Here is an 18,315-nt window from a genome sequence, read left to right as displayed (position 1 = left end):
CGGCGATTCGCATGATCGAGTTCTCGGCCGTCTCCAAGGTCTTCCCTGACGGCACCCGCGCCGTCGACGACTTCCACCTCGTCATCCCCTCGCGCAAGACCACCGTCTTCGTCGGCTCCTCGGGCTGCGGGAAGACCACCCTCCTGCGCATGATCAACCGCATGGTCGAGCCCTCGTCGGGCACGATCTCCATCGACGGCGACGACATCGGCGGAAAGGCCGCCGTGCAGCTGCGACGCAGCATCGGCTACGTGATGCAGAACTCCGGTCTGCTTCCGCACTTCACCGTCGCCGACAACATCGCCACGGTTCCCGTGCTGCAGGGCCAGAACCGCAAGACCGCACGCACGCGCGCGCTCGAGCTGATGAAGACCGTCGGCCTCGACACGGCGATGGCCGACCGTTACCCGAGCCAGCTCTCGGGCGGCCAGCAGCAGCGCGTGGGCGTCGCCCGGGGCCTCGCCGCCGACCCCAACATCCTGCTGATGGACGAGCCGTTCGGCGCCGTCGACCCGATCGTGCGCGACGAGCTGCAGCAGGAGCTCCTGCGGCTGCAGAGCGAGATCGGCAAGACGATCGTCTTCGTCACTCACGACATCGACGAGGCCTTCCTCCTCGGCGACCAGGTCGTCATCCTCGAGAAGGGCGCCAAGATCGCCCAGGTGGGCACGCCGAGCGAGATCGTGGAGAACCCCGCGAGCGACTTCGTGGCGAGCTTCATCGGTGCCGTCAAGGGCAAGCGCGCACTCCACCTCAAGCAGACGCCGACCGGCACGGTCGTGGTGGATGCCGAGGGCCGCACGCAGGGCGCCCTCGTGGAGGACGCGCGCCCGTGAACTGGGTCGGCAACAACCTCGACCTCATCGGGCAGCTGACGCTGGTGCACCTGCGTCAAAGTCTGATCGCCCTGGTCGTCGGCTTCGTCATCAGCGTCCCCCTCGGCTGGGTCGCCTGGCGGTACCGTCTGGTGCGCAGCGGCGTCATCACGATCACGGGGCTGCTGTACACGATCCCCTCGCTCGCGCTGCTCATCCTCGTGCCCGTGGTCACCGGCTGGTACAGCATCGTCAGTGAGACCAACCTCATCGTCGCGCTCGCGATCTACGCCGTCGCCATCCTCGTCCGCGCCGTCGCCGACGGTCTCGATTCGGTGGATGCGGGCGTCCGCCAGGCGTCCACCGCCATCGGCTACGGCTCGTTCCGCCGCTTCATCGCGGTGGAGTTCCCCCTCGCCGGACCGGTGGTGCTGGCGGGTCTTCGCGTCGCCTCGGCGAGCACGATCGCGCTGGCCACGGTCGGCATCCTGGTCGGCATCCAGAACATCGGCTACCTCTTCACCAACGGACTGCAGCGCCGGATCATCCCGGAGGTCTTCGCCGGGGTCGTCGCCGTCGTCGTGCTCGCGCTGGTCATCGACCTCGTGCTGGTGATCGCGGGGCGCCTGCTGATGCCCTGGACCCGTCGTGCCGCGGTGCCCTCGGCGCGACGCGCACGGACGGCGGTGGCCGCGTGAACCTTCTCGGAGACGCCATCGGGTGGATCTTCTCCGGCGATCCCGGCCGCGGGTTCGATGCCATCCCGCTCGCGATCGGCGTACAGCTGCTCTACACCCTCATCGCGGTGGTCATCGCGGGCGTCATCGCGATTCCGCTCGGGTGGTACATCGGCCACACGGGCAAGGGACGAGAGATCGCCGTCGCGATCTCCGGGGCCGCGCGTGCGATCCCGTCGTTCGGACTGCTCATCCTCCTGACCCTCCTGCTCGGCGTGCTGCACAAGCCCGAGGCGGCGGTCATCTCGTTCGTCGTCCTCGCGATCCCCTCCCTCCTGGCCGGGGCGTACACCGGCTTCGAGGCGATCGACCGGCGCGTCATCGACGCCGGCCGATCGATGGGCATGACCGAATCGCAGATCCTCTGGCGCATCGAGGTGCCGCTCGGACTCCCGCTGCTGGTCGGCGGCATCCGCGCCGCGACACTGCAGGTGCTCGCGACCGTGACGATCGCCGCCTACATCGGTCTCGGCGGTCTCGGGCAGTACATCATCGCCGCCATCCCGCTGCGTCGCTTCGACATCCTCATCGGCGGCGCGATCCTCGTGGCCGTTCTCGCCCTCGTCATCGACGGCCTGTTCGCCCTGCTCCAGCATCTCGTCGTGCCGCGCGGCATCCGCGCCGCCGGCTCCGCGCAACCGCAGCGACGCTCCGCGCGTCAGCGCCGTGCCGAGGCCATCGCCGTCGGCGCCCCCGCCGCGCCGCCCGCGACCCCCTGACCCACCCGAATCCCGCATCACCAGAAAAGAGAGCACCCATGTTCACAGCACGAACCCGGAAGGGCCTCGGCGTCTTCGCCGGCCTCGCTGTCGCCTCGATCGCCCTCGCCGGCTGCAGTGGCGGCTCGAGCGACCCGCTGAGCAACGGCGGCGGCGACGCGTCGGCGTCGTCCGACACCATCGTCGTCGGCTCGCAGGCCTACTACTCGAACGAGATCATCGCCGAGATCTACGCCCAGGCCCTCGAGGGCGCCGGCAAGACGGTCACGCGCCAGTTCCAGATCGGCCAGCGCGACGCCTACATCCCGCTGCTCGAGGACGGCACCGTCTCGGTGTTCCCCGAGTACACCGGCAACCTCCTGCAGTTCTTCGACGCCGAGACCACGGCCCGCACCGCGGACGACGTGTACGCGGCGCTGCCGGCGGCGCTTCCCGAGGGCCTCGAGGTGCTCGACCAGTCCGACGCGACCGACCAGGACTCGTACACCGTGACCGCGGCCTTCGCGCAGGCGAACGGCCTCACGAGCATCGCCGATCTGGCCAAGGTCACCTCGGGCGTCACGCTCGGTGGAAACGCCGAGCTCGCCGAGCGTCCCTACGGCCCGACCGGCCTGCAGTCGACCTACGGCGTGAACGTGCAGTTCTCGCCGACCGGTGAGACCACGGTCGACGACCTCGTCGCCGGCACCATCCAGGTCGCGAACGTCTACACGGCCGACCCCCGCATCCAGACCGACGACCTCGTCACGCTGACCGACCCGAAGGGCCTGTTCCTCGCGTCGAACGTCGTGCCGGTCGTCAACTCGAACGTCGCCTCCGAGGTGTCCGACGTGCTGAACAAGGTCAGCGCGGCGCTCACCCCCGAGGGCCTCGTCGAGCTCAACGTGAAGTCGACCGTCGACCAGGAGTCGACGCCCGACATCGCCAAGGAGTGGCTCGCCGCCAACGGCTTCTGAGCCCGTTCCGCAGTGCGGGGCCGTCCGGTTCGCCGGGCGGCCCCGCCGTGTTTCCGCGGCCGGGTCGGCGCTATCCGCAAGACAGCAGTCCGGCGACATCCTGCGCCCGAGTCGTCAGCGAGCTGCCGGCTCACGGCGTCGAAATCGCTCCTGCGTCGGCGCTGCCGCGTGAGCGGGAGGGAGGATGCCGCGACCGCGGCGCTCGGGCGGGTCACCGCACCGCGTAGCCTGGGACGGATATGGCACATCTGCTCGGGGGCGAAGCCCTGCACCTGGAATACCCGACCAAGGTCGTGTTCGACTCCGTCTCGCTGGGCGTGAACGAGGGCGACCGCATCGGCATCGTCGGCCGCAACGGCGACGGCAAGTCCAGCCTGCTGGGCATGCTCGCCGGCATCCGCGAACCCGACGGCGGGCGCGTGACCGTGCGTGGGGGAGTGACGGTCGGGGTGCTGGACCAGCAGGACACCCTCGACGACGACGACACGATCGGCCACGCGGTGGTCGGCGACCGCCCCGAGCACGAGTGGGCCGGCGACGCCCGCACGCGAGACGTCATCGCCGGGCTGCTCGGAGACCTGCCCTGGGATGCCAGACTCGGCGAGCTCTCCGGTGGTCAGCGGCGTCGCGTCGCTCTGGCGAAGCTGCTCTCGGGCGACTGGGACGTGCTGTTCCTCGACGAGCCCACCAACCACCTCGACGTCGAGGCCATCACCTGGCTCGCCGGACACCTCAAGAAGCGCTGGGCGCCGAGCGCCGGCGGCCTGCTCGTCGTCACGCACGACCGGTGGTTCCTCGATGAGATCTGCAACACCACGTGGGAGGTGCACGACCGCCTCGTCGAGCCCTTCGAGGGCGGGTACGCGGCGTACATCCTGCAGCGCGTCGAGCGCGACCGCCAGGCGGCATCGATCGAGCAGCGCCGTCAGAACCTCGCGCGCAAGGAGCTCGCCTGGCTGCGCCGCGGGGCGCCGGCGCGCACGTCGAAGCCGAAGTTCCGCATCGACGCCGCGAACGAGCTCATCGCCGACGTCCCCGAGATCCGCGACAAGGTGGCGCTCCAGTCGCTCGCGGTCGCGCGGCTCGGCAAGGACGTCGTCGACCTGCTGGACGCGGGCGTCGCGTTCGGCGACAAGACGGTGCTGAAGGACGTCGAGTGGCGGATCGCGCCGGGGGAGCGCACCGGCATCCTGGGCGTCAACGGCGCGGGCAAGTCGACGCTGCTGAACCTGGTGACCGGATCCCTCGAACCCACCAGTGGACGCGTGAAGCGCGGGAAGACCGTCAAAGTCGCCACGTTGACCCAGCGCCTGGACGAACTCGACCAGCACCTGGACGACCCGGTGCGCGTGGTCATCTCGAACCTCCGCACCACCTACGCCTTCGGCACCGGGTCGAAGGCGCAGGAGCTGACCCCCGGGCAGCTGCTGGAGCGCCTCGGGTTCTCGAGCGCCCAGCTGTCCACCCCGGTGAAGGACCTCTCGGGTGGGCAGAAGCGGCGCCTGCAGCTGCTGCTGGTCATCCTCGACCAGCCCAACGTGCTGATCCTCGACGAGCCCACCAACGACCTCGACACCGACATGCTCGCGGCCATGGAGGACCTGCTCGACTCGTGGTCGGGCACCCTCATCGTCGTCTCCCACGACCGGTACTTCCTCGAGCGCGTCACCGACCAGCAGTACGCGATCCTGGATGCCAAGCTGCGCCACCTCCCCGGGGGAGTGGACGAATACCTGCGCCTGCGGGCGCTCCAGGATGCCGAGCCCTCGCGCCCCGCGGCATCCGGTGGGTCAGTGGCTCCGGCGGGGCTGCAGGGCGCCGACCTGCGCGCCGCGCAGAAAGAGGCCTCGGCCGCCGAGCGCAAGATCGAGAAGCTGCAGCAGCAGATCGACAGGGCGAAAGCCGCCCTGGCCGACCACGATCAGTCGGACTACGTCGGTCTGGGCAAGGAGATGGAGCGCATCAGCGCCTTGGAGGACGAGCGCGACGAGCTCGAGGGACGCTGGTTCGAGCTCACGGAGGCGATCGGCTGAGCCCGAGCGCCGCTGCTCGCGCCGTTCCGGATGCCGCAGCTGCGGCCTCCGGGTCCTCGCCCCCGCGATCGGGTGCGACCCGCGGGCCTCAGTGGATCGCGTACTCGAGGATCGCGATGAAGACCCCGAGACACGCGGTCGCGAACCCGCCGACGAGCCGCCCGAAGAGGCGGGCGCCGCGGCGGCGATAGGCGCTGTAGCCGAGCAGGAAGAGCACCACGAACGTCGACCACATCGACAGCTCGGACGCGTCGTCGATCGGCATCCCGGTGACACCGGCGTACATCAGCACCAGCACCGAGGGCACAGAGGCGTAGAGCATGCCGGCGCCGTGGCGCATCCCCTCGCGCGTGGCGTGGCGCAGGCCGTGGTCGGCGTGCTCGGTGAGCGTGTGGGCGAAGACGTGGGCGATGAAGAAGACCACGAGCGAGGTCGACGCGCTCAGCAGCACCTCCCACACCGTTTCGGCGTGGTCGTCGGCGATCGTGACGAAGGCCGCGAAGACGATCAGGCCGTAGATGGCCGCGGGGGAGCGGAAGCGCACGTCGAACCACGCGCGCACGCGCGCCCATCGAGAGGGGGAGGAGACGGGGGTGCTCATGCGTCGAATCCCAGGCTCAGCTTGCGCAGCAGTGTCGCGAGGCGCTCGCGGTCGTTCTTCGCCAGACCCTCCAGCAGCAGAGCCTCGGCGTCGACGAGGCGCGTGATCGCGGCATCCACTCGCACGCGTCCGTCATCGGTAAGGGTCACCAGGATGCTGCGACCGTCGCCGGGGTCGGCCTCGCGCCGCACGAAACGGCGGGCAACGAGGCGGTCGATGCGGTTGGTCATCGTGCCGCTCGACACCAGCGTCTGCTGCAGCAGCTGCTTCGGGCTCAGCTGGTACGGCTCTCCCGCACGCCGCAGGGCCGAGAGCACGTCCCACTCCCACGACTCGATGTCGCTGCGGCGGAACGCCTCCTTGCGCGCGATGTCGAGGTGGCGCGAGAGCCGCGCCACGCGCGAGAGCACCTCGAGGGGGGAGAAGTCGAGATCGGGGCGCTGCCGCATCCACGCATCGACGATGCGGTCGACTTCGTCGCTGTCCCGGCTCACTCCCTCATTATGGCGAGAGGACGCCGTGGTCGTGGCGTCGGGAGGGTGCGGAGGGCCGACGTCTGGCAGACTTGACCGGTGCCCGCGGGCACGGTCCGCCGTGGTGTAACGGCAGCACGACAGCCTTTGGAGCTGTTAGGTCCAGGTTCGAATCCTGGCGGCGGAGCATGACATCACCGACCGAGTTGGCCGTCGTCGTCCTCGCTGCGGGTCAGGGCACCCGCATGCGGTCGCGTCTTCCCAAGGTGCTGCATCCGGTGGGCGGTCGTCCGCTCGTCGGACACGTGCTCGACACCGCGGCATCCCTCGACCCGGCCCGCATCGTTGTCGTCGTGCGGCACGAGCGCGAGCTCGTCGCCGAGGCGGTGTCGGAGCTCGCCCCCGGCGTCGTCGTGGTCGATCAGGACGAGGTCCCGGGCACCGGGCGCGCCGTCGAGGCCGCACTCGACGCGCTCGACGGGTTCGAGGGCGACGTGCTCGTGCTCAGCGCCGACGTGCCGCTGCTCGAGACCGGCACCCTCACCGAGCTGCTCGCGACCCACCGCACCGGCGGAACGGCCGTGACGCTCCTGAGCGCTCGCGTCGACGAGCCCTTCGGCTACGGCCGCATCCTGCGCGACGAGACCGACGGTGTGCGCCGCATCGTCGAGCAGAAGGATGCCACGACCGACGAGGCCGCGGTCACCGAGATCAACGTGGGGGTCTACGTCTTCCAGGCGGCACCGCTGCGCGCCCAGCTGGCGCTCGTGGGCACCGCCAACGCGCAGGGCGAGAAGTACCTCACCGACGTGATCGGCCTGCTCCGCGACGCGCAGCTGGGCGTCGCGGCATCCGTCACCTCCGATGCGGCGGCCGCCCTCGGCGTGAACGATCGCGTGCAGCTCTCGGAAGCCGGACGCACCCTCAACGCCCGGACGGTACGCCGCTGGCAGCTCGAGGGCGTCACGGTGGTCGACCCGGCGACGACGTGGATCGACGTGACGGCGACGCTGGCTCCCGACGTGACGATCCTGCCCAACACGCACGTGCGCGGAGCGACCGTCATCGCCTCGGGCGCCACGATCGGCCCCGACACCAGCCTCGTGGACTGCGAGATCGGTGAGGATGCCACGGTCACGCGCACCGACGGGACTCTCGCGGTCGTCGAGGCGGGCGCAACCGTCGGTCCCTTCGCCTATCTCCGCGCGAACGCCCGCGTCGGCGTCAAGGGCAAGGTCGGCACCTTCGTCGAGGTGAAGAACTCCTCGATCGGAGAGGGCAGCAAGGTCCCGCACCTGTCGTACATCGGCGACACCGAGATCGGCCGCGGGGTCAACCTCGGCGCCGGCGCGATCACCGCCAACTACGACGACATCGCCAAGCACCGCACCGTCATCGGCGACGATGTGCACAGCGGATCGCACAACGTCTTCGTGGCGCCGGTTACGATTGGAGCCGGTGCCAAGACGGGTGCCGGGGCGGTGATCCGCAAGGACGTTCCGGCCGGTGCTCTGGCGCTCAGCGTGTCCCCCCAGCGCAACATCGAGGGGTGGGTCGAGAAGAACCGACCGGGCACCGCGGCGGCCGACGTGGCTGCGCGGGCTCGGGCTGAACAGGAAGCGGCCGATGGCTCGTAAGAAGAATCGTGTAGACCTCGACCGCGACAACGGCATCGCCCCCGGGCTCGTCGCCAAGACCAAGAAGCGGCTCGTCGTCGCCTCCGGCCGGTCGCATCCCGAACTGGCGAAGCAGGTCGCCGAGCACCTCGGCACCGAGTTGGCCCCCACCGAGCATCGCACCTTCGCCTCGGGTGAGATCTACACCCGCTTCGAGGTGTCGATCCGAGGATGCGATGTTTTCGTCGTGCAGTCGTTCGGACCGCCGGTCAACGAATGGCTCATGGAGCTGCTCATCATGCTCGACGCCCTCAAGCGCGCCTCCGCCAAGCGCATCACCGTCGTCGCGCCGTACTTCCCGTACTCGCGGCAAGACAAGAAGGGCCGCGGACGCGAGCCGATCAGCGCTCGTCTCGTCGCCGACCTGCTGAAGACCGCGGGCGCCGACCGGATCATGAGCGTCGACCTGCACGCCGCGCAGATCCAGGGCTTCTTCGACGGCCCCGTCGATCACCTCTTCGCCAAGCCCGTGCTGCTCGAGCACTTCGAGCAGGGGCTCACGGGGGAGGACCGCGAGACCCTCACCGTCGTCTCTCCCGACATGGGCCGTGTGCGCGTGGCCGACACGTGGTCCGACAGTCTCGGCGCTCCGCTGGCGATCATCCACAAGCGTCGCGACCCGAAGGTCGCCAACCAGGTCTCGGTGCACGAGATCGTCGGTGACGTGAAGGGCCGCACCTGCCTGCTCGTCGACGACATGATCGACACCGGCGGCACGATCCAGAAGGCCGCGCAGGCGCTGAAGGCGTCCGGAGCCCGCAAGGTCATCGTCGCCGCGACCCACGCGATCTTCAGCGATCCCGCCACGGAACGGCTTCAGGATGCCGCGATCGACGAGGTCGTCGTCACCGACACCGTTCCGCTGTCCGCCGAGCGCCGTTTCGATCGCCTGACGGTGCTGCCGATCGCACCGCTGCTGGCCCGCGCCATCCACGAGGTGTTCGAAGACGGCTCGGTCACGAGCATGTTCGGCGGCGACGCGTAAGCGCCCTCCCCGCCTGTCGCGACGCAGCCGCCTCCCCGCCGGGAGGCGGCTGCGCCCGTTTTCCCACGGTCGCCAGGTGGCTGAGCCTGTCGAAGCCACCGGTCCTCGCTGGGTGAGGTGGCTGCGTCCGTTTTCCCGACGCTCGCGAGGTGGCTGAGCCTGTCGAAGCCACCGGTCCCTTCGACAGGCGCAGGGGCCTCCGTCCGTTGTCGGCTCGAGGAGGCGCTGCCGGGCGCCGGTCCCTTCGACAGGCGCGGAGACCTCCCGCGTCGCACCGCTCATAGCCGGCACAAAGGTATGAACCGGGGAGCCGTGAAGGTCGTGTCCCTACCGTGAGCATGCACGCGCCGCGAGGCACGACCGAAGGAGGACCCTCCATGATCCGCACCACAGCCGTACCCCGTCCCGTCCGCGTCGGGACCGCCCTCCTGGGCGTCGCCGGCATCGTCACCCTGGCCGGGTGCGCGGGCGGCACGACCGACGCCGCCGCTCCCGCCGAGACGACCGCGGCCCCCGCCGCCTCGTCCGCCCCCAGCGCGAGCTCCGCCACCGGCTCCGCGACCTCGGGCACCTACGCCGACGGCACCTACGAGGCCACGGGGCAGTACGCGACCCCCGAGAGCGTCGAGACGATCGACGTCACCCTCACGATCGCGGGCGACACCGTCACGGCCGTGGAGGTGACCGGCGACCCGCAGGCCGCGGAGTCCAAGCGGTACCAGAGCGAGTTCATCGGCGGCATCCAGGACGAGGTCGTCGGCAAGAAGCTCGACGAGATCTCGGTGAGCAAGGTCGCCGGATCCTCCCTCACCAGCGGCGGCTTCAACACGGCCGTCGAGACCATCAAGACCGAGGCGAAGGCCTGACCGAGATGAGCACTCCGACCGCGACGGGCTCGACGTGGGCCTTCGACGCGATCGGCACGTCGTGGGCGATCGACTCGGCCGCACCCGTGCCGCCGGTCGCCCGCGATGCAGTGACCGCCGTCGTCGAGCGGTTCGACCGCGAGTGGTCGCGCTTCCGCGACGACTCGGTGGTGTCGGCCCTCGCGGACGGGCGTGCGGCATCCGTCGACCTTCCCGGTGACGCGGATGCCATGCTCTCGCTCTACGACGAACTCGATCGGGCGACCGGGGGCGCCGTCAATCCGCTGATCGGCGACGCCCTCGCCCGGCTCGGCTACGACGCGCGCCTCTCCCTCGCGCCGCAGGGCGCGCCTGTCGCGGCACCCGACTGGCGCCGGGACCTGTCGTGGTCCGACGGGAGGCTGCGGCTCGCGCGTCCCGCCACGATCGACGTGGGGGCGCTCGGGAAGGGGCGTCTCGTCGACCTCGTCGTCGAGGCCCTCTCCCCGCACGTCGGCGGTGACCTGATCGTCGACGCCTCCGGAGACCTCGCCGCTCGCGGGGCCCCCGTGCGCGTCGGCCTCGAGCACCCCTACGACCCCACGCGGGTGATCGGCGTCGTCACGGTGGAGGATGCCGCCCTCTGCGCCTCGGCCATCAATCGCCGCGCGTGGGGCGACGGCCTCCATCACGTTCTCGACGCGCGCACCGGCGCTCCCGTCCGCGCGTGTGCGGCGACGTGGGCGCTCGCCGACACCGCGATGCGCGCCGACGCCCTGGCGACGGCGCTGTTCTTCGACGGCGGGCCCGAGCTCGCGGCATCCTGGGATGCGCAGTGGGTGCGCATGCGCACCGACGGCCGGGTCGAGTGGTCGCCCGGTTTCTCCGGTGAGATCTTCGCCTGACCCTCTTCACCCCTCGGAAGGGACCCCTGTCATGAGCACCACGCTCACCGCCGGCTCCACCCGCGTGCGCGGTCTCATCGGCCGTGTCTCGATGTACCGCCTGGTCCTGTCGTCGCTCGGACTGCTCGCTATTCTCTCGCTCGTGCTGTCGTTCGCCGGTCTGGTCGTGCCGGAGCCGCTCGAGCTCGTCGTCAGCGCCGTCGTCCTGGTCGCGGCGTGCGCGGTGACCGATCTCGTCGCGCAGAGCGTGCTCCGGATGCCGCGCCGCCTGGAGTCCTCGCTCATCACTGCCGCGATCCTGCTGTTCGTGCTGCGCCCGAGCGTCGAACCGCTGGGCATCGCGGGTCTCGTACTGGCCGGGGTCGTGGCATCCGCGTCGAAGTACGTGCTGGCGTGGCGGGGGCGCCACATCTTCAACCCCGCGGCGGCCGGTGCGACGGTTCTGACGATCGTGAGCATCTGGGCGCCCGATCTGGGGTCGTCGGCGTGGTGGGTGGGTTCGCCGTGGCTCGCGGCGCCGGTTCTGGTGCTGGGAGTGCTGTTGCTGCTGCGCACCGACAAGCTGCCCGTCGTCGCGACGTTCTGGGTCGTGGCCATGACGGTCGCGTTCGTCCGCACGACCGTTCAGTTCACCTCCGCGGGGTTCCCGGTCGACGTGCCGAGCGTGCTGGTGCAGGTGGCCTTCTCGTCGCCGTTCCTCTTCCTCGGGGCGTTCATGCTCTCGGAGCCGCTCACGCTGCCGCCGCGCCGCGCTCAGCAGCTCCTCGTCGCCATCGTCGTGGGCGTGCTGGCCGGGTGGCCGCTCGCGGTCGGGGGGATTACCCTCGGCCAGGAGCGGGCGCTGCTCGTGGGCAACCTCGTGGCGTTCCTGTTCTGCCTGCGTGCGGCCGTGCGGTTGCGCGTCGAGGAGCGGCGCGATCTGACCCCCACCGTGCGCGAACTCACCTTCCGCGCGGCGCGTCCCTTCTCGTTCGCCCCGGGCCAGTACCTGGAACTCGACGTGCCGCACCGTCGGCCCGACCGCCGCGGTACGCGCCGTGAGTTCTCGATCGCTTCGGCACCCGAAGACCTGCCCGAGGTGCGCATCGCTTTCAAGGACGGGTCGCAGTCGTCGTACAAGCGCGCCCTCGCCGCCGTCGCGCACGGCTCCACTCTCGCGGTCACGGGCGTGTGGGGCGATTTCGTCCTTCCGGCGCGTCCGACCGCCCCGGTGCTCATGGTCGCGGCCGGCATCGGGGTCACCCCCTTCGTCGCGCAGCTGCGCCACCTCGTCGCCACCGGCCAGGAGCGCGACGCGGTGCTGGTGTACGTGGTGTCGGAGGCGGCGGAGCTGGCCTTCCGTGACGACATCGCGGCCAGCGGCATCCCCGTCGTGGTGTTCTCGCGCGATGAACCGGGCGACCTCCCGGCGGGCTGGACGTGGGCGGGGCCGGATCGCGTGGATGCCGGTGCGCTGCTGCGCGCGGTGCCCGACATCGCGCAGCGCGCGGCGTACGTCTCCGGTCCGCCGCGGCTGATCGCCGCCCTCGCGCCGGCGCTCGCGAAGGCGAAGTCGCTCACGACCGACGCCTTCGCGGGGTACTGAGCACCGGTTACAGTGAGCCGGTGCCCACACCGGACTTCGTTCTCGAGCTGCGTCGACACGTCGGTACGGTTCCGCTCCCCCTCGTGGGGGTGACCGCCGTCATCCGCCGCGGCGACGAGGTGTTGCTGGGGCGCCGCAGCGACAACGGGCGGCTGACTCCCCTCACGGGCATCGTCGACCCGGGGGAGGAGCCCGCCGACGCCGCGGCGCGCGAGGCGCTGGAAGAGGCGGGTGTCGGAATCGGCGTCGACCGCCTCGCCTGGGTGCATCAGATACCGCGCGTGACCTACGCCAACGGCGATCGTGCCGACTACCTCGATCTGGTCTTCGCGTGCCGGTGGCTGTCGGGGGAGCCGACGCCGGTCGACGGCGAGATGACCGACCTCGGGTGGTACGACGTCTCGCGCGTCGACGAGGTGCTCGACGCCGAGATGGCGGCGCGGGTGCGCGCTGCTCTCACGCCGGGTGCGACGCGGTTCGAGGGCGGCGGGCGGTGACGTCCCGCCTCCGCGTCGTCATCGGCGTCGCGCTCCTGGGCGCGCTGTCCCTGCCGGGGTGCACGGCGGCCGACGACGACGTGGCCGCCTACGTCGACCGCGCCGTCGCCGAGATGCGCGACGGCATCCATGCCGACACCGCCGAGTTCCAGGATGCCGTGACCGCGGCGGAGGGCGAGCTGAAAGCGCGGGAGACGATCAGCGATGCGCACGCCGGTCTCGGCGAACTGGCGGTGGCGGCCGGCGGCATCCATTCGTTCTTCCTCACCCCCGCGGAGGCTGTCGCGGCGCGGTCGGTGGATCAGCCGGGCGCGACGTTCCCGGTGCCGTCGGTGTCGACGTTCGAGGGCATCTCGACCGTGTCGCTGCCGTCGTTCAACGGGCAGTCCGCGGAGGCCGAGGAGCGGTACCGATCCGCCGGGCTCACGGCGATGAAGCGGGCGGCGGACGCCACCACGTGCGGGTGGATCATCGACTTGCGCACGAACGGCGGCGGCAACGCGTGGCCGATGCTCGCCGTGGCAGCCCCGCTGCTCGACGACGGCGACGTCGTGGGTCTGCGCTCGCGGGAGGGCGAGCTGGCGTGGGCGCGCGTCGAGGGCGGCGGCGTCGTGTCGACCCCCGGAGACGCCGGCACCGAGACGCCGGGCGGCTTCACGATCGACGCCCCCGTCGCTCTGCTGACGTCGACGACGACCGCAAGCGCCGCCGAGATCGTGGCGATCGCCTTCGCGGGTCAGGCCGACACCGTGCGCGTCGGCGCGCGCACGGCGGGGTTGACCACCGGCAACGAGGTGCGCGAGCTCAGCGACGGCGCAAGGCTGGTGCTGACCACCTCGTACGACGTCGACCGCACGGGCACCGTCTACGACGGCCCCCTCGAGCCCGATGTCGTCGCGCCGCCCGGCAGCGTCCCGAGCGACCTCGAACGGGCCCGCGCCGAGCTGCGCGCCCGCTGCACCTGACGGCCCGGGCCGGCCGACGCAGCGCGGACCGTGTCGACCCGCGCCGAAGGCTCCCACCCGGTCGCCCGGACCGTCCGGCTCGCACCGGGTGGGCTCAGACCGTCCGGCTCACGCCGGGTCGGCCGGTTTCGCGGGCAGACGCACCTCGAATGTCGTGTCGCCGGGAGCGCTGCGCACGGTGATGGCGCCGTTGTGGGCGTCCACGATCGCGCGCGCGATCGAGAGGCCGAGTCCCGTGCCACCGGTCTTGCGGTCGCGCGAGCGATCGGCGCGGGCGAAGCGCTCGAACAGTTGCGAGGCGACGGAGGGGTCGATGCCGGGGCCGTCGTCGTGGACGCGCAGCACGGCCTCGGTGCCCTCGTGCGCGACCGACACGGTCACGGTGCTGCCGGCGGGCGTATGGGTGCGGGCGTTGGCGAGGAGATTCGCGATCACCTGGTGCAGCCGTGACGCGTCGCCGGCCAGCTCGACCGGCTCGTCGGGGACCTCGATGCTCCACGAGTGGTCGGGGCCGGCCGGGCGGGCGTCTCCGACCGCCTCGACAGCGAGCTGCGTGAGATCGACCGATCCGTAGACGAGCTCCTGCCCCTCGTCGAGCCGCGCGAGCAGCAGCAGATCCTCGACGAGAGTGGTCATGCGCAGCGACTGCGCCTGGATGCGCTCGAGCGACTGTTCGGTGGTCTCGACCGCGAGAGCGGTGCGCTGGCGGCTCTCGTCATCCTGGGCCTGCCGCATGGCGCGCAGCGACAGTTCCGAGAATCCTCGGATGGATGCCAAGGGGGTGCGCAACTCGTGACTGGCGTCGGCAACGAACCGGCGCATGAGTTCCTCGTTGCGCTGGCGGGCCGACAGCGAGGCGTCGACGCGGTCGAGCAGGGTGTTCAACGCCAGGCCGACCTGTCCGATCTCGGTATGATCGTCGACCTGGTCGGCGGGGACACGCTCGGTGATCGACACATCGCCCTGGTCCATGCGCAGCGAGGCCACCCGGGTGGCGGTCTCGGCGACCGAACGGAGCGGACGCAGACCGAGGCGGATCACGATCGCGATGATCGCGCCCAGCAGCAGCAGACCGCCGGTGGTGACGAGGGCGACGGTGGTGAGGATCGCTCCGATCGTGCTCGTGACGCTCGAGAGGGGCAGACCGACGAGGAAGAGGCTGTCGCCGCCCGGCGCGGGAAAGGTGCGGACCAGGTACTCACCGAGGTTCGGCAATTCGACGGTCTGAGCGTTCGACTCCACTGCCGCCTGCAGGCTGTCGGCGATGCGATTCAAGTCATCCGTCGTCAGCGCGCGGGCGCCCTCGTCGCCCACCACGGCGCCCGTGATTCCCGCGCCGCGGGAGTTCATCACGAGCAGTGTGCCCGGGTCGAAGAACCCGGATGCCAGAACCTGCTCCGCGGAGTTTTGGAACACCGTCTTCTGCTGGATCGAGGCCGCGGCCTCGTCGACCTGCGCCCCCAGGTTGACGTAGAGGACACCGCTGAGGATTGCGCTGGTGGAGATGCCGATTATCACGAGGATGAAAGCGACCATGCCGATGACCGCCGTCATGAGGCGCGCCTGAAGCGTCCAGGGTCGCCGCCGCAGCCGCTGGAACCGGGTCTCGGTCGCGGATGCGCGTGGGGGGACCGGGGGAGCCGGCCGCGGAGGCGGGGTCACTGGGGGGCTTTGATCATGTAGCCGACGCCGCGGACGGTGTGGATGAGCGGCTCGTTGCCGGCGTCGATCTTCTTGCGCAGGTACGAGATGTACAGCTCGACGACGCTCGAGCGACCACCGAAGTCGTAGTTCCAGACGCGGTCGAGGATCTGCGCCTTCGAGACCACGCGGCGCTGGTTGCGCATCAGAAAGCGCAGCAGCTCGAACTCGGTGGCGGTGAGCTCGATCTCCTTGTCGCCGCGCACGACCTCGTGGCTGTCCTCGTTGAGCGACAGGTCGCCGACCCGCAGGATGGGCTCGGAGTCGCGCGTCAGCGCGGTCCCGGCCCGCCGCATCAGGCCGCGCAGGCGCGCCACCACCTCCTCGAGGCTGAAGGGCTTGGTGACGTAGTCGTCTCCGCCGGCGGTGAGACCGGCGACGCGGTCGGCGACGGCGTCCTTCGCGGTGAGGAACAGCACGGGCACGTCGTTGCCCGAGTGGCGCAGGCGCTGCAGCACGGCCATGCCGTCGAGGTCGGGCATCATGATGTCGAGCACCATGGCATCCGGTTCGAAGTCACGGGCGGCGGAGAGCGCGTCGAATCCGGAGCCGGCGGTCTTGACCTCCCAGCCCTCCATGCGCAGAGCCATCGAGAGGAGGTCGGTGAGCATCTGCTCATCGTCGACGACGAGCACGCGCAGCGCGCTCCCGTCGGGGCGGGTGAAGGCGGGGGCGGCGGCGGTCGCGGTCATGGGACTCATTGTGCGCCCCTATCTATGAGCTTTCTATGGCGCGGCTTATGGGATTCCTGAGAGCGAACGATCCGGCGGCTGAGGACGATCGCGACCCCCACGCCGACGGCCGCCCCGAGCGTGTTCGCGATGACGTCTCGCGGGTCGGCGACCCGGGTCGGCAGGAACGCCAGCTGAGTGATCTCGATCGCGGCGCTCAGCACCAGGCCGAGGAGGATCCCCTGCCACCACCGTCGACGCCACGCGACGACGAGCACGCCCAGGGGGACGAACAGCAGCACGTTCGCGCTGAACTCCACCAGGTCGAAGGTGATCCACGCCGTGCCGGGCCACGACGCCAGCGCGCGGAACACCCGGTGCAGGATGCCGCCCACCCGGTCGTCGTAGATCGAGGGGCGCAGCGTCATCCACCACACCGCTGCGGCGTAGACGCACGAGGCGGCGACGAGCAGTGCCCGTCGCCGCCTCGCCCGACCGATGGTCAGTGGGTGTCTTCCGCCTCGATCTCGGTGCGGTCGCCCGACCAGAGGGTGTGGAAGGTGCCCTCCTTGTCGATGCGGCGGTAGGTGTGCGCCCCGAAGAAGTCGCGCTGACCCTGGATGAGCGCTGCGGGCAGACGCTCGGCGCGCAGGCCGTCGTAGTACGCCAGCGACGAGCTGAAGGCGGGGGCCGGGATGCCGCTCGCCGCCGACAGCGAGACGATGTGGCGCCAGGCGTCCTGGGCGCGACCGAGCGCCTCGACGAAGTACGGGGCGGTCAGCAGCACGGGGAGGGTGGCCTCGGCGTCGTACGCCTCGGCGATGCGGTTGAGGAACTGCGCGCGGATGATGCAGCCGCCGCGCCAGATCTTCGACACCGCGCCCAGGTCGATGTTCCAGTCGTACTGCGCGGCGCCGGCGCGGATCTCGTCGAAGCCCTGCGAGTAGGCCACGATCTTCGAGGCGTACAACGCGAGGCGAACCTGCTCGATGAACGCGTCGGCATCCTCGCCCGACAGCACGTCGGTGCCGGAGGGGCCGGGGAGCTCGCGCGAGACCTCGCGCTGCTCGGGGTGGCTCGACAGCGAGCGGGCGAAGGTCGCCTCGGCGATGCCCGAGACCGGCACGCCCAGGTCGAGAGCCGTCTGAACGGTCCACGCGCCGGTGCCCTTGGCCCCGGCCTGGTCGAGGATGACGTCGACGAGCGGCTTGCCGGTGTCGGCGTCGGTCTGGCGCAGCACCTCGGCGGTGATCTCGATGAGGTAGGACTCCAGCTCGCCGCGGTTCCACTCGGCGAAGACGTCGGCGATCTCGGCCGGCGACTTGCCCGTGGCGCGGCGGATGAGGTCGTAGGCCTCGGCGATGAGCTGCATGTCGGCGTACTCGATGCCGTTGTGCACCATCTTGACGAAGTGGCCCGCGCCGTCGTGGCCGACGTGCGTGACGCACGGCTCGCCCTCGGCGACCGCGGCGATGGACTTCAGGATGGGGCCGAGCGTGGCCCAGGCCTCGTCGGAGCCCCCCGGCATGATCGAGGGGCCGCGCAGCGCGCCCTCCTCGCCGCCCGAGACGCCCATGCCGACGAAGTTGATGCCGGTCTCGCGCACGGCCTTCTCACGGCGGATGGTGTCGGTGAACAGGGCGTTGCCGCCGTCGACGATGATGTCGCCGGGCTCGAACACCTTCACCAGCTCGTCGATGACGAAGTCGGTGGGGCGGCCGGCCTTGACCATGATGATCGCGGTGCGGGGCTTCGACAGCGACGCGGCGAAGTCCTCGTACGAGAACGAGGCGACGAAATTCGCCTCGGGGTGCTGCTCGAGCACGTGCTCGGTCTTGTCCTGGCTGCGGTTGAAGATCGCGACCGTGTTGCCCTCGCGGCTGGCGAGATTGCGGGCGAGGTTCGAGCCCATCACGGCCAGACCCACGACGCCGATGTTGGCGCGGCCGTCGCCTTCGCCCTCGGGGCGCGAGTCGGCCTCGGCGGTGGGGCGGTCCACCTCTTCGATGCCGGGCGCACCCTCGTGCACCTGTGCGGCCTCGTGAGGGGCCTGATCCTGGTCGGTCGAGGGTCCGGTCGGGGAGGGGGTCGACGTCATTCGTTGCTCCGTAAATCGGCTGCGAGAAGGGGTTTCGGGCGCACGTGGGGTTG

The 18,315-nt window shown here is 70.7% G+C and carries 18 protein-coding genes and 1 tRNA gene; 13 read left to right on the top strand and 6 right to left on the bottom strand.

All coding sequences use genetic code 11. The features are described from left to right. The first annotated feature begins 11 nt into the window (after positions 1 to 11). The 5 genes from AB0N82_RS06400 (at position 12) to AB0N82_RS06380 (ending at position 5,260) form a co-directional block, all read left to right on the top strand. Positions 12 to 836 (top strand): ATP-binding cassette domain-containing protein, encoded by an 825-nt coding sequence (locus AB0N82_RS06400; RefSeq protein ID WP_315994635.1) that lies wholly within the window; start codon positions 12 to 14, stop codon positions 834 to 836. After that, positions 833 to 1,513 carry an ABC transporter permease subunit gene (locus AB0N82_RS06395; protein ID WP_315994634.1) on the top strand — a complete coding sequence of 227 codons (681 nt, stop codon included), beginning with the start codon at positions 833 to 835 and terminating at the stop codon, positions 1,511 to 1,513. Before AB0N82_RS06400 ends, AB0N82_RS06395 begins: the two co-directional genes overlap by 4 nt. Beyond that, the gene (locus AB0N82_RS06390; protein WP_363389508.1) at positions 1,510 to 2,271 is read left to right on the top strand and encodes an ABC transporter permease; all 762 of its coding nucleotides are present in this window, start codon (positions 1,510 to 1,512) and stop codon (positions 2,269 to 2,271) included. Before AB0N82_RS06395 ends, AB0N82_RS06390 begins: the two co-directional genes overlap by 4 nt. 38 nt (positions 2,272 to 2,309) lie before the next feature. Next, complete coding sequence (locus AB0N82_RS06385; RefSeq protein ID WP_363389505.1) at positions 2,310 to 3,227, top strand: ABC transporter substrate-binding protein; 918 nt, start codon at positions 2,310 to 2,312, stop codon at positions 3,225 to 3,227. Between the two features lie 239 nt (positions 3,228 to 3,466). Further along, positions 3,467 to 5,260 carry an ABC-F family ATP-binding cassette domain-containing protein gene (locus tag AB0N82_RS06380; protein ID WP_363389502.1) on the top strand — a complete coding sequence of 598 codons (1,794 nt, stop codon included), beginning with the start codon at positions 3,467 to 3,469 and terminating at the stop codon, positions 5,258 to 5,260. Positions 5,261 to 5,348: 88 nt separating this feature from the next. On the opposite strand, the gene AB0N82_RS06375 is transcribed toward AB0N82_RS06380, so the two are convergent. Together AB0N82_RS06375 and AB0N82_RS06370 are read right to left on the bottom strand one after the other, a co-directional pair. Beyond that, positions 5,349 to 5,861: a hypothetical protein gene (locus tag AB0N82_RS06375; protein WP_363389499.1), complete on the bottom strand. Its 513-nt coding sequence runs from the start codon at positions 5,859 to 5,861 to the stop codon at positions 5,349 to 5,351. Next, positions 5,858 to 6,355 (bottom strand): MarR family transcriptional regulator, encoded by a 498-nt coding sequence (locus AB0N82_RS06370; RefSeq protein WP_076676560.1) that lies wholly within the window; start codon positions 6,353 to 6,355, stop codon positions 5,858 to 5,860. Before AB0N82_RS06370 ends, AB0N82_RS06375 begins: the two co-directional genes overlap by 4 nt. A gap of 94 nt (positions 6,356 to 6,449) precedes the next feature. Here AB0N82_RS06370 and AB0N82_RS06365 point away from each other — a divergent pair. From AB0N82_RS06365 to AB0N82_RS06330, 8 genes are all read left to right on the top strand, one after another. After that, positions 6,450 to 6,521: transfer RNA gene (locus AB0N82_RS06365), tRNA-Gln, on the top strand. Between the two features lies 1 nt (position 6,522). Beyond that, the gene (glmU, locus tag AB0N82_RS06360) at positions 6,523 to 7,971 is read left to right on the top strand and encodes a bifunctional UDP-N-acetylglucosamine diphosphorylase/glucosamine-1-phosphate N-acetyltransferase GlmU (protein ID WP_315994629.1); all 1,449 of its coding nucleotides are present in this window, start codon (positions 6,523 to 6,525) and stop codon (positions 7,969 to 7,971) included. Continuing rightward, on the top strand, positions 7,961 to 8,995 hold the full coding sequence (locus AB0N82_RS06355) for a ribose-phosphate diphosphokinase (RefSeq protein ID WP_315994628.1): 1,035 nt from the start codon (positions 7,961 to 7,963) through the stop codon (positions 8,993 to 8,995). The genes glmU and AB0N82_RS06355 overlap by 11 nt, the downstream gene beginning before the upstream one ends. A gap of 377 nt (positions 8,996 to 9,372) precedes the next feature. Then, positions 9,373 to 9,861, top strand: a complete 489-nt coding sequence (locus AB0N82_RS06350; protein ID WP_363389494.1) for a hypothetical protein — start codon at positions 9,373 to 9,375, stop codon at positions 9,859 to 9,861. Positions 9,862 to 9,866: 5 nt separating this feature from the next. Next, positions 9,867 to 10,745 carry an FAD:protein FMN transferase gene (locus tag AB0N82_RS06345; protein WP_363389491.1) on the top strand — a complete coding sequence of 293 codons (879 nt, stop codon included), beginning with the start codon at positions 9,867 to 9,869 and terminating at the stop codon, positions 10,743 to 10,745. 31 nt (positions 10,746 to 10,776) lie between these two features. Then, positions 10,777 to 12,330, top strand: coding sequence for a flavodoxin reductase (locus AB0N82_RS06340; protein ID WP_363389488.1), 1,554 nt, complete (start codon positions 10,777 to 10,779; stop codon positions 12,328 to 12,330). 20 nt (positions 12,331 to 12,350) lie between these two features. Then, positions 12,351 to 12,827, top strand: coding sequence for an NUDIX domain-containing protein (locus tag AB0N82_RS06335; protein ID WP_315994624.1), 477 nt, complete (start codon positions 12,351 to 12,353; stop codon positions 12,825 to 12,827). After that, positions 12,824 to 13,792 carry a S41 family peptidase gene (locus AB0N82_RS06330; protein WP_363389485.1) on the top strand — a complete coding sequence of 323 codons (969 nt, stop codon included), beginning with the start codon at positions 12,824 to 12,826 and terminating at the stop codon, positions 13,790 to 13,792. Before AB0N82_RS06335 ends, AB0N82_RS06330 begins: the two co-directional genes overlap by 4 nt. A 108-nt stretch (positions 13,793 to 13,900) precedes the next feature. On the opposite strand, the gene AB0N82_RS06325 is transcribed toward AB0N82_RS06330, so the two are convergent. The 4 genes from AB0N82_RS06325 to gndA form a co-directional block, all read right to left on the bottom strand. After that, positions 13,901 to 15,346, bottom strand: coding sequence for an ATP-binding protein (locus AB0N82_RS06325; protein WP_363389482.1), 1,446 nt, complete (start codon positions 15,344 to 15,346; stop codon positions 13,901 to 13,903). A 104-nt stretch (positions 15,347 to 15,450) separates the two neighbouring features. Then, positions 15,451 to 16,185, bottom strand: a complete 735-nt coding sequence (locus tag AB0N82_RS06320; RefSeq protein WP_264631701.1) for a response regulator transcription factor — start codon at positions 16,183 to 16,185, stop codon at positions 15,451 to 15,453. 5 nt (positions 16,186 to 16,190) lie between these two features. After that, on the bottom strand, positions 16,191 to 16,637 hold the full coding sequence (locus AB0N82_RS06315; protein ID WP_315995256.1) for a VanZ family protein: 447 nt from the start codon (positions 16,635 to 16,637) through the stop codon (positions 16,191 to 16,193). Positions 16,638 to 16,666: 29 nt separating this feature from the next. Beyond that, complete coding sequence (gndA, locus tag AB0N82_RS06310) at positions 16,667 to 18,262, bottom strand: NADP-dependent phosphogluconate dehydrogenase (protein ID WP_363389478.1); 1,596 nt, start codon at positions 18,260 to 18,262, stop codon at positions 16,667 to 16,669. Positions 18,263 to 18,315: the final 53 nt, after the last annotated feature.

The sequence above is a fragment of the Microbacterium sp. NPDC089186 genome (assembly GCF_040685115.1).
In the GTDB taxonomy this organism is placed as follows: domain Bacteria; phylum Actinomycetota; class Actinomycetes; order Actinomycetales; family Microbacteriaceae; genus Microbacterium; species Microbacterium galbum.
The sequence above is the reverse complement of the archived record's forward strand: the minus strand, read 5'-3'. Positions and strand labels throughout refer to the sequence as shown.

Coding starts and splice junctions, on each gene's coding strand:
- glmU (WP_315994629.1), top strand. CDS start 6,523: ATGACATCACCGACCGAGTTGGCCGTCGTCGTCCTCGCTGCGGGTCAG.
- gndA (WP_363389478.1), bottom strand. CDS start 18,262: ATGACGTCGACCCCCTCCCCGACCGGACCCTCGACCGACCAGGATCAG.
- AB0N82_RS06345 (WP_363389491.1), top strand. CDS start 9,867: ATGAGCACTCCGACCGCGACGGGCTCGACGTGGGCCTTCGACGCGATC.
- AB0N82_RS06400 (WP_315994635.1), top strand. CDS start 12: ATGATCGAGTTCTCGGCCGTCTCCAAGGTCTTCCCTGACGGCACCCGC.
- AB0N82_RS06325 (WP_363389482.1), bottom strand. CDS start 15,346: ATGACGGCGGTCATCGGCATGGTCGCTTTCATCCTCGTGATAATCGGC.
- AB0N82_RS06350 (WP_363389494.1), top strand. CDS start 9,373: ATGATCCGCACCACAGCCGTACCCCGTCCCGTCCGCGTCGGGACCGCC.
- AB0N82_RS06355 (WP_315994628.1), top strand. CDS start 7,961: ATGGCTCGTAAGAAGAATCGTGTAGACCTCGACCGCGACAACGGCATC.
- AB0N82_RS06320 (WP_264631701.1), bottom strand. CDS start 16,185: ATGACCGCGACCGCCGCCGCCCCCGCCTTCACCCGCCCCGACGGGAGC.
- AB0N82_RS06375 (WP_363389499.1), bottom strand. CDS start 5,861: ATGAGCACCCCCGTCTCCTCCCCCTCTCGATGGGCGCGCGTGCGCGCG.
- AB0N82_RS06385 (WP_363389505.1), top strand. CDS start 2,310: ATGTTCACAGCACGAACCCGGAAGGGCCTCGGCGTCTTCGCCGGCCTC.
- AB0N82_RS06380 (WP_363389502.1), top strand. CDS start 3,467: ATGGCACATCTGCTCGGGGGCGAAGCCCTGCACCTGGAATACCCGACC.
- AB0N82_RS06340 (WP_363389488.1), top strand. CDS start 10,777: ATGAGCACCACGCTCACCGCCGGCTCCACCCGCGTGCGCGGTCTCATC.